This window comes from Vibrio sp. V19_P1S1T109, from assembly GCF_002241375.1.
In the GTDB taxonomy this organism is placed as follows: domain Bacteria; phylum Pseudomonadota; class Gammaproteobacteria; order Enterobacterales; family Vibrionaceae; genus Vibrio; species Vibrio anguillarum.
Window position 1 is genome coordinate 1 of sequence record NZ_NDIM01000227.1, and the last position, 9,690, is coordinate 9,690.

Annotated in this window: 11 protein-coding genes; 6 read left to right on the top strand and 5 right to left on the bottom strand. The window is 43.1% G+C overall.

Translation table 11 applies throughout. The annotated features are described in order from the left end of the window. Nucleotides 1–83 precede the first annotated feature (83 nt). Nucleotides 84–650, bottom strand: coding sequence for a PhnA domain-containing protein (locus B9J87_RS11025; protein WP_026027787.1), 567 nt, complete (start codon nt 648–650; stop codon nt 84–86). Nucleotides 651–853: 203 nt separating this feature from the next. On the opposite strand from B9J87_RS11025, the gene B9J87_RS11030 reads away from it, so the two are divergent. From B9J87_RS11030 to B9J87_RS11045, 4 genes are all read left to right on the top strand, one after another. Then, nucleotides 854–1,936 (top strand): site-2 protease family protein, encoded by a 1,083-nt coding sequence (locus B9J87_RS11030; RefSeq protein ID WP_026028966.1) that lies wholly within the window; start codon nt 854–856, stop codon nt 1,934–1,936. 278 nt (nt 1,937–2,214) lie between these two features. Beyond that, a complete protein-coding gene (locus B9J87_RS11035; protein WP_010320753.1) occupies nt 2,215–2,667 on the top strand; it encodes a hotdog fold thioesterase in 453 nt (150 codons plus the stop codon). A gap of 1 nt (nt 2,668) precedes the next feature. Then, on the top strand, nt 2,669–2,902 hold the full coding sequence (locus B9J87_RS11040; RefSeq protein ID WP_010320752.1) for a DUF3389 domain-containing protein: 234 nt from the start codon (nt 2,669–2,671) through the stop codon (nt 2,900–2,902). Nucleotides 2,903–2,981: 79 nt separating this feature from the next. Next, the gene (locus tag B9J87_RS11045) at nt 2,982–4,670 is read left to right on the top strand and encodes an SgrR family transcriptional regulator (protein ID WP_094150781.1); all 1,689 of its coding nucleotides are present in this window, start codon (nt 2,982–2,984) and stop codon (nt 4,668–4,670) included. 156 nt (nt 4,671–4,826) lie between these two features. On the opposite strand, the gene B9J87_RS11050 is transcribed toward B9J87_RS11045, so the two are convergent. Together B9J87_RS11050 and B9J87_RS11055 are read right to left on the bottom strand one after the other, a co-directional pair. Continuing rightward, nucleotides 4,827–6,431, bottom strand: a complete 1,605-nt coding sequence (locus B9J87_RS11050) for an ABC-F family ATPase (protein ID WP_013867813.1) — start codon at nt 6,429–6,431, stop codon at nt 4,827–4,829. A 267-nt stretch (nt 6,432–6,698) separates the two neighbouring features. After that, nucleotides 6,699–7,094 (bottom strand): PPC domain-containing DNA-binding protein, encoded by a 396-nt coding sequence (locus B9J87_RS11055; protein ID WP_017042825.1) that lies wholly within the window; start codon nt 7,092–7,094, stop codon nt 6,699–6,701. Nucleotides 7,095–7,259: 165 nt separating this feature from the next. On the opposite strand from B9J87_RS11055, the gene B9J87_RS11060 reads away from it, so the two are divergent. Together B9J87_RS11060 and B9J87_RS11065 are read left to right on the top strand one after the other, a co-directional pair. Further along, nucleotides 7,260–7,928 (top strand): glutathione S-transferase family protein, encoded by a 669-nt coding sequence (locus B9J87_RS11060; RefSeq protein WP_094150783.1) that lies wholly within the window; start codon nt 7,260–7,262, stop codon nt 7,926–7,928. A 122-nt stretch (nt 7,929–8,050) separates the two neighbouring features. Next, complete coding sequence (locus B9J87_RS11065) at nt 8,051–8,500, top strand: RNA-binding S4 domain-containing protein (protein WP_206211628.1); 450 nt, start codon at nt 8,051–8,053, stop codon at nt 8,498–8,500. A gap of 59 nt (nt 8,501–8,559) precedes the next feature. Here the strand turns inward: B9J87_RS11065 and B9J87_RS11070 are convergent, their stop codons facing one another. Both B9J87_RS11070 and B9J87_RS11075 read right to left on the bottom strand, forming a co-directional pair. Continuing rightward, nucleotides 8,560–8,748 carry a hypothetical protein gene (locus B9J87_RS11070; RefSeq protein ID WP_013867807.1) on the bottom strand — a complete coding sequence of 63 codons (189 nt, stop codon included), beginning with the start codon at nt 8,746–8,748 and terminating at the stop codon, nt 8,560–8,562. 35 nt (nt 8,749–8,783) lie between these two features. Beyond that, a partial coding sequence (locus tag B9J87_RS11075) for a fatty acid cis/trans isomerase (protein ID WP_176429517.1) occupies nt 8,784–9,690 on the bottom strand: 907 nt, incomplete at its 5' end.

The window sequence follows — 9,690 nt, forward strand, 5'->3', positions numbered from 1 at the left end:
GTTTCACTGCTCATGAAAACAACGGTTTCCGAAAAACAAAGGCGCAAACTAAGTTGCGCCTTTGTTTTATTCGTCAATGGCTATTATTTTTTGCGACAGTATTCAGCAATGATATACATAGATTGGCCATTAGCTTTACCAGAGATCAACTTAGGATCGTCGCTTAAACTGATACCGCGAACCACAGTACCCTGTTTAATGACTTGGCTTGAGCCTTTGATAGGGAGATCTTTAATGATGGTAACGTCGTCGCCTTTTTTCAGTTCTACGCCATTCACATCACGAGGCTTTTCTGCATCATCATCCATACCAATTTCAGCCCATTTTGCAGCTTCTTCTTCAAGATACATCATATCAAGTAGGTCTTGAGCCCAACCCTCAGTGGCCGCAAGGCGCTTAAGTTGACGCCACGCCAGTACTTGAACGGGTTGCTCTTGGCTCCACATGCTGTCGTTCAAACAACGCCAATGGTTCACATCTACTGTTTCTGGGTTCTCAATTTGGCCTTTGCAGACATCACACAACATAACGGCATGGTCAACAGTAACCATAGTGTGTGGCGCTACCACAAATGGAGCTAATGGAGATTCTGATGAACAAAGCTCACATTTTGATTGGCTGCGTTCAAGTAAAGTTGCTTCAGTAGACATAGTACCCACCTTGTAAAAATATGTAAGCGCGTATTATCCACGTTACGACTGGAATTAAAAGGGGAGATGGCAAAAAGCTTGGTATTCGTGAGGGAATTGAACTAAGTCATCGTCAATAGTAAGAAAATGGGCATCGTGCTTTACGCTGTTATTGCCCAAAGGCATAATGAACGCCGTTTTTATGTTTGTATGTAGGTACCACTGTGGAACTCCTTTCCGCTCCATTTTTAGGAAAATCACTTCGTCTCGAAGGTTCAATGTCAGGCTGGCAGCAACTCTATTGGGATAATCAACTGGTCGCGCAATGCGATGCGACAGGGAATATCGAGGCGACAACGACCCATCGATTTCAGTTGTTAAGTGGTGAAACGCCGATCCAATGTGAACTAAATGTCGAGCTGAGTTGGCAACCTTTTAAACTTCGTTATCAAGCATTAGTTAATGGTGACATTGTCACGCAGGGCGAGCGTTCAGAAAAAGACATTGAAAAACAAACACCTTATAGCCCGCCAAAGCCGGAGCGACGTTTTAGCCTTATTGGTCTAGTCTCACTTGGTATGAAAGCACTGAAAAGTGCCAAGCTGATTAAAGTTGTTCTGGCGTCAGCAAGTATCGCAGCCTATTCGTGGTTATTTTCCTTCCAGTTTGCTATGGCGCTTATTGCCTGTTTGGTGTTCCATGAATTTGGCCATATCAAAGCGATGAAGTATTTTGGTATGAAGACTAAAGGCATTTATCTCATTCCATTTCTTGGTGGCTTGGCATTAAGTGATGAAAAAATCAATACACGTTGGCAAGATGTAGTGATCTCAATTATGGGGCCATTTTTTGGTTTGCTGCTCTCGGTTGTGCTGGTTGTCGTGTACTGGATCACAGGAGAGATATTTTTTGCCGGCCTTGCTGTTTTTAATGCCTTTCTCAATCTCTTCAATCTATTGCCTATATTGCCGCTTGATGGTGGTCACGTGTTAAAAAGCATCAGCTTTTCTATGAACAGCACTTTGGGGATTGCGTTGTGTGCTCTTGCGGCGATCGCTGGTGTCATTTTGAGCTATTGGCTTGGATTAACCTTGTTCGGCTTTTTATTGATTATGGGCAGCATTGAAATTGTGATGGAATGGAAGCAGCGTCATCAAAGTCATTTGCTACCTCTGAATCGATATGGACAAATTGTAGCTTCACTTTGGTATGTCAGTTTAGTGGCTGCACTTATCGCTATTATTTGGGGTTTTGCAACGACAGGGGATGAGCTGCTACAACTGCCATTACGCATTTTAGGTACTTGATTCGGTACGTTGACACTTGTAAGCCATGTATCAGAGCACTTTTTGTGCTCATCTTTAATCTTTAAGTGCAAAGATGACATCTTTGTATGAAGAGGCTTCTTAGCACCGATAAACTGCTAATGACAACACTGCAGTTAATATTTATGAGCGATCGGATCTGTCTCGAAAATGTGTAGTTGGCAGGATCTCAATCGCTGGAACTGACTGATTACTCGCTGCAAGTTGTTACTGTTTAAGTATAGAATGAATCTCTTTTACGATGAATGAGACAAAAAAGCATGGATATTTGGAAGAAGCCTATCGATTTAATAACGTTAAACGCCACCTCCAAAAACACCTTGATAGAGCATCTCAATATTATTTATACCGATTATACTGATCACTCTTTGTCTGCGACCATGCCTGTTTGTCACTTTACCCATCAGCCGCTTGGTATGCTGCATGGTGGCGCCTCGGTGGTACTTGCGGAAACCCTAGGTTCAGTTGCCGCGAACTTCAGTGTGGATCAAGAACACTATTGTGTAGGGTTAGACATTAATGCTAATCATGTTCGCGCCATGCGAGAGGGGATGGTTATAGGAACAGCGACACCTATCCATCTTGGTATTTCAACGCAAGTATGGCAAATCAATATCACTGATGAGCGCGAACGTTTGGTGTGCACCAGCCGTTTGACGGTCGCAGTACAAAAAATTCGTAACCGTTCTCAAGCTATCAAGGTTGATTTATAAAATGGTGATTGAATTTTCAGGTGGAAAAATCATCGTAACACCCCATGAATTAGTGGTACGAGTATTGGGTGATCTCGCCATCACGCTACAAGCCCAAGCCGATGCTGTTCAGCTCATTGGGAGAGGGGCGAATGTCATCTCTGTAAATTGCTCAGAAAGTAAATGGTCGATTAAGTTGGACAACGAAGAGCAAATTCAGCAACTTTCTCAACAACTCGGCTGTAATATTCTTTAAACAGTGATTAAGACTATTGCATAACCAATATAAAATGAGGAAACTATCTCTGTTTTTTATAAACTGAGATTTCCTCTTTATGAGTAGCCCACGACTTCGCGTTCAATTTGAATCCTTATTTGAGCACTTTAACGGCCAAGATGTTGGTGTCCAGCTAGAAGAGATCACCGAGATCCTTTTCTGCACACGCCGTAATGCGCGTATTGTTCTAAATAAAATGGAGGATGAAGGCTGGATAGAATGGCGTCCTGCGGCGGGGCGTGGAAAATTATCCGATCTCATTTTTAAACGTAGTCGCAGTGATGTCAGTGAAAACCTTGCGCGTCGATACTTAGATGAAGGTAAAATTGGCCATGCATTTTCAGTACTGGATCAAGATGCGGCGAAACTGACGCAAGTGATCCAAAGCTATCTTGGTGTTCAGCATCAAGAAGGTCTGCAAGTCATACGGTTGCCTTATTATCGCCCGCTTTCAATGCTAAACCCGCTAAAATCCATGCGTCGATCTGAGCAACATATCGTAATGCAAATTTTTAGTGGGCTAACGCGGCTAGATGAATATGAACAGCTGCAGCCAGATCTCGCTCATACATGGGAATCGGTGACAGCAACACATTGGCGTTTTTATCTTCGCCCAGGGGTTCGTTTCCACAATGGTGATTTGCTTACCACCGACGGTGTTATCCAAAGTTTGTGGGAATTGCGATTTCTGAATTTATTCTCTCATCTTGATAGGATCAGCTCGCCCTCCAATTGGGTTATCGATATCTTTTTACAAAAAGCGGATAGTCGCTTACCGCTTCTTTTATCTGAGTCATGTGCCAAGATTTTACTACCAGAGTCCAATCGTAGTGATAATTTTGATTTAATGCCGATTGGTACTGGCCCTTACAAAGTCATTTTAAATGATGAAAAACGCTTAGTTTTGCAAGCGTTTGATGGATATTTTGGATTTAGGCCTTTGTTAGACCGGGTCGAAGTGTGGGTGATTGACGAAGTACATTCTTCGATGGTTTTTCCTAGCTTATCGCATCCGATAAAAACAAAGCGAGGTTCATTTACAGAAGACGTGGATCTTGATCCTGGCTGTACTTACTTGTTACTCAATCGAAAAAATGGCGTCGCCGCGGATGTAAATTGGGCTCGCTACCTCACCAATAAGCTCAGTACTCTCAACCTATTTCGTCAATTACCAGAAGACAAAGTGGTCGAGTTGGGGGTGTTACCTGCCTATGGCCTGAAACCGGGCTGGTATCATCAGTCATCGGGAGATGTTGCCACCACACCGCCGGGCGAGCGTTCGATCACCATTGCATATCATGCTCAACATCCTATGTTTCCAAGCTTAGTGAAAACAATACAACAGCTATTAAAAGAAGATGGAATTTCGGTGGAGCTTGTTAAATATGATTTGACGGTTGAAGACACCGATGCTGTCGATGTTTGGGTCAAACCGATGGGAATTGCCAACCATAGAGAAGATGCGTTAGCAGGATGGTTACTTGATTACAGTGATATCGAGCATTTAAGCCGCGCTGAAGATTTTTCGTATTGGTGCCAGTTAGTGGATGAATGGCGCGCCGATCCAAATGCTATATTTCCGGCCAAAGAGATTGGCAAGTCTTTGATAGAAAAACAGCAAATTATCCCGATGTTCCACTGTTGGTTAGGGATAAGCAAAGATCAATGTGGTGCATTACAAAACGCGAAATGCAACGCGTTAGGCTGGTTTGATTTTAGCAATGTTTGGGTTAAACCAGAGTTATAACAAATTACAGTGATACCCAAACGACTTGGAGTTACAAGTAGGCGACTTGTCAGTGGCCGATAAAATAAGCTAAGACTAAACAGCAGAATCTAAATTATCCGTTGTTGCCGTCATTTCTGGCGGCAACAAGTATCAAGAATTATGACGTTGGTTTGATTACGCCGCAGCTAACAATTTCTGCTGATGAGCCAAGTATTCATCGTACGTTCCTTGGAAGTAGACCAACTGTTTGTTTTTCACATCAATGATCGAAGTGGCCAGCGAAGAGACAAACTCGCGATCGTGGCTAACAAAAATCAGTGTCCCCGTGTAGGACTTTAACGCGTTATTGAGTGCTTCAATCGCTTCCATATCCATGTGGTTGGTTGGCTCGTCCATGATCAGCACGTTGATATCTTGCATCATTAGTTTGCCAAATAGCAGACGGTTCTTCTCACCACCCGAGCAGTTTCTTGCTTTCTTATTCACATCATCAGCTGTAAAGAGTAGTCGGCCAAGAATGGCACGCACCATCAAATCATCATGTTTTACTGTGCGCCACTGCGAGATCCAATCAAAGATAGTCAGATCGTTATCAAAATCGACAGTACTGTCTTGAGGGCAATAGCCAATGGAGGCGTTCTCAGACCATTTCACCACACCTTGGTTGGCCTGCAGCTCTTTGACTAAGCAGCGTAGAAAGGTCGTTTTACCGACGCCGTTTTCACCAATTACCGCCAAACGCGAGCCCGCCTCAAGCAGCAGATTACCACCGTTGAAGAGCTGTTCATCGTCAAAAGCGTGGCCGAGATTTTGTAGTTCAAGTGCAAGACGATGCAGTTTCTTACCTTCACCAAAATCAATCGAAGGACTGATGCGGCTTGAGGATTTCACTTCATCAAGCTTGATCTTGTCCATTTTTTTTGCGCGTGAGCTAGCCTGTTTTGCTTTTGAAGCATTGGCACCAAAGCGGTTAACGAAGTCTTGCAGTTCGTTGATCTCGGCCGCTTTTTTCGCGTTGCCAGAGAGTAACTGCTCTCGAATCAAGCTTGACGCTTCAAGAAAATACTCATAATTACCCGGATAAATACGCAGTTCACCGTAATCAATATCAGCCATATGGGTACACACTGAGTTCAAAAAGTGGCGGTCATGGGAAATAATGATCATGGTGCATTTACGCTGATTAAGTTCTTCAGCCAACCAACCAATGGTGTGGATGTCTAAGTTGTTGGTTGGCTCATCGAGCAGCAAAATATCTGGGTTGGCAAACAAGGCTTGCGCCAACAAAACGCGCAGTTTCCAACCAGGAGCCACTTGTTGCATCAAGCCAAAATGAAACGATTCCTCAATACCCGCTTTTAATAAAATATCACCCGCGCGACTTTCGGCGGTGTAACCATCCATTTCAGCGTATTCGCTCTCAAGCTCGGCGACTTTCATGCCGTCGGCTTCGCTCATCTCGGCTAATGAATAAATGCGGTCACGCTCTTGCTTGATCTCCCACAGTTTACGGTCACCCATAATCACGGCATCAATTACCGTGTATTGTTCGAACGCAAACTGATCTTGGCTCAGCACACCCAATTTTAGCCCTGGTGTAATGGAGACGTTGCCTGAGCTGGGAGTTAACGCGCCACTCAAGATCTTCATGAACGTCGATTTACCACAGCCGTTAGCGCCAATCAAACCGTAGCGATTGCCGTTACCGAATTTTGCAGAAATGTTTTCAAATAAAGGCTCAGCGCCAAATTGCATGGTGATATTTGCGGTAGAGATCAAGAGAGTTTTCCTAGGTATTCAGTTTAGCGAATCAGTGATGTGCAGACGCCAAATCAACAGAACATAAACAATGGTTAAATAGGCGGCGAATTATACAGAGTTATTACAAAAAGAACAGATGTGAGAGATAGCTCACAGACGGAAATTGCTCAACGTCGAATTGCCTATCGTTATTGGGGAGAAATGGGTGAATAAAAAACACGCTTCACCACATTTTACAGAATGCAGACTAGTATATGCACATTAACTTTTATCATTAAAGGGATTTTAACAAGGTGCCACCAGCTCACTGTAGCCCGTTTGATTATCAAATTCTCGCTCAAACACTAAGTCAGGGTAGGAATGTAAAATCAGCTCTGCGGTAGTATTGACAAGACAACCATCCAAAAGATGACCACCGATCACTTTGCCTGTTTTATCTGCAACCGCAATGTGCAAGTGTTGATGAGATGCGGTTAGCGTGCCAATCAAAGAGACAATTTCAAATGCATCAACAAGGTGTAGCTCTGAAGAGCCATCAGCGAGGCGGATTCTCACTTCAGATAGGCACCCGACACAAGAAGCGATGTTACCCGCTTGTATATTCTCTTGCTTTATCAACGCGGCAATGGATTGCTTTAAGTCGTGGCCTTTTATTAAGCGAGACACTGTCACTTTTATCATGGAGAATTCGTTATAAAATTATGGTTATGTTTAGTTTATCGTACATGAGAGTTTACGTCTAAAGAGATTACTGCTTATATATCCTTGTTGATACACAAAGTGGCAATTTTGCTATTTGCTTAAATCCGTTGAGCAACGTCCATCATTTCGCCGAGGAGCCTAAGAATGATTGAACTGTATACCGCCGCAACGCCGAATGGTCAGAAAATCTCCATTGCATTAGAAGAAATGGGGTTGCCATACAAGGTCAACGCTTTTGATCTTTCAACCAATCAGCAAAAAGAGCCTGAGTTTACGGCCATCAATCCGAATGGACGCATTCCCGCAATTGTAGATAAAGATAACGATGATTATCCAGTATTTGAATCTGGGGCAATTTTGCTTTACTTAGCAGAAAAAACGGGAAAATTTCTGCCCGTAGATCCGAAAGCCCGCTCTCAAGTGATCCAATGGTTAATGTTTCAAATGGGAGGCGTAGGGCCGATGATGGGACAAGCGAACGTCTTCTTTCGTTACTTTCCAGAAAAAATACAACCTGCCATTGAGCGTTACCAAAAAGAAGGGCGACGTCTATTTGAAGTCATGGATAGCCAATTAGAGCATCACCGTTATCTTGCGGGTGATGAATATACCATCGCCGATATCGCAACATGGCCATGGGTGAGAATTTACGAATGGAGTGGCATTAATATTGACGGGCTCGAGCACCTACAACGTTGGTTGGCGGAAATCGCGCAACGCCCTGCAGTGATTAAGGGGCTTACCGTGCCACCACCAAGTCAAGAAAGCGATGAACAGCGAGCGGAACGCATTCAGAAAATGGTGACAAGGTAACCTGAGTGATGTGTGTATGACAAAACGGTGGGCTTATCAGTTCAGTTGAAGTATTTAACTGTGGTTCCTAATTTGTGCATTTAGCATTACACTGCGTGAAAATTCGTGATAAGAAAAACGTAATGATTAACGATAAAGACACATTAGAAAACGAAGAAATTGAAATAGAGGCGATTGGTATTGAAGTTTCGTCGCAACCTATTGAGCTTTATAAGGTGCTAAAGATTGCTAACCTAGTGGATGGTGGCGGGCAAGCAAAATTCCTGATTAGCGATGGTTACGTGGCAGTCAATGGAGAACTTGAAACTCGAAAACGACGTAAAATGTACAATGGGGATTTTCTTGAATTTAACCAGGAGTACTACGTTGTATTGTGTGATCAACCCGTGACTGAAGTACCTGAAACTGATGTGACGTCGGTAGTGGCAGCAACAAATGTGCCTAAGCCGAAGCAAAAGGCGTCAAAAACCAAACCGGCTAGAAATAAGCCGACGACCACAAAGAAAGAGAACTCCGATGCACCTAAAAGCAAAGATGCTGAAAGTGGCCGTAACTCAATAGACTTTTTCTAATTTTCTGTTTTTTAATGATCTGATAAATAGACGGGAGCGATATGGCTCCCGTCTTTTATTCAGCGCCATTCGTCATTTGTCGTCGAACCGCTATTTAACCCATTAGGATCATCATCAAAAGGGTGTTGTGCCTTATACAGTAACACTTCCAACTGATGTTCTAACTGATTGACTGTCTCATAGTCACCTTCAGAACAGGCTACATAAATTTGTTGTTCTAGTGCTTCAATGCTGTCGCGTATGGTCATTTGGCACCTCTCATCTCACCCATTAAAGGTGACTTTTATATGTTTTCAAATCTATTGTAGTCAAGTAAACCAGATTCGACAGGTTGATTTTTTCGATACCATGCATGAACTTTATCGCTGAACGGCCAAAACTTCGAAGAACTGCGGCGAATAGCGAACCTATCGAGCAACTTAACGTAGTCCTGCTCATTTTGCATTTTACTCAATAAGATCACCAATTCTTCAATCTCGTGTTCATGCAGTGACAGATAAGCAGAAGGGTAACTGCCAATGACACCTCTCACTAGAGTCAAACCATCATTCGCTGGGTCACGGTTGCTTTGTTCATCAAATAGACTTGAAATATTGAGATGGGCGTTATTGTGCAACAAAGTAAAAAGTTGATCCTCTCCGTTTTCTGCCGTGATCATCAACATCATAATTTGTGGCACAGCCAGCAACCCTTCGCCTTTGATCTTATTAATGCTATTTAACATCTGTTCACTGCGCTTTGAAAAACCAGTGTCAATTATCGAATAACGATTTGATAACACAGGTTGAAGCTCAGACTTCAAAAGATCAAACAACTCAGATTTTGGATCTTGCGTGTGGTAAACAATACTGGTCGGTTGATCAAAAGGGGCAACGTTACGTTGCAAAAAGTCACTGAGTTGAGTGCTTTGATTTTGATACCAACTTGACTGCTCTTGGTGCCTTATCTCTCTAGGCAGCAGAGAGACAAAATTACTTTCACCTTCAAGACGCAGAAAATCCATAAACATGCGAGTAATGAGCTGGTGGCCGAAATTGCCGTAAACATCAAAACCCGCCACCAGTAAATAATGGATTCTTTCTAGTAGCGCATAGTCTAAAACCCATGCTGTTTTGGGTTTTTCTCCCACCAAACCTTGCACTACCGATGCACTATCGAAATGCCTAAAAATAGTCAGTGCCGCATTCGGG

Excerpts from the sequence above, each read along its gene's own strand:
- B9J87_RS11035 (WP_010320753.1), top strand. The coding sequence starts at position 2,215 with ATGGATATTTGGAAGAAGCCTATCGATTTAATAACGTTAAACGCCACC.
- B9J87_RS11060 (WP_094150783.1), top strand. The coding sequence starts at position 7,260 with ATGATTGAACTGTATACCGCCGCAACGCCGAATGGTCAGAAAATCTCC.
- B9J87_RS11065 (WP_206211628.1), top strand. The coding sequence starts at position 8,051 with ATGATTAACGATAAAGACACATTAGAAAACGAAGAAATTGAAATAGAG.
- B9J87_RS11025 (WP_026027787.1), bottom strand. The coding sequence starts at position 650 with ATGTCTACTGAAGCAACTTTACTTGAACGCAGCCAATCAAAATGTGAG.
- B9J87_RS11070 (WP_013867807.1), bottom strand. The coding sequence starts at position 8,748 with ATGACCATACGCGACAGCATTGAAGCACTAGAACAACAAATTTATGTA.
- B9J87_RS11055 (WP_017042825.1), bottom strand. The coding sequence starts at position 7,094 with ATGATAAAAGTGACAGTGTCTCGCTTAATAAAAGGCCACGACTTAAAG.
- B9J87_RS11040 (WP_010320752.1), top strand. The coding sequence starts at position 2,669 with ATGGTGATTGAATTTTCAGGTGGAAAAATCATCGTAACACCCCATGAA.
- B9J87_RS11045 (WP_094150781.1), top strand. The coding sequence starts at position 2,982 with ATGAGTAGCCCACGACTTCGCGTTCAATTTGAATCCTTATTTGAGCAC.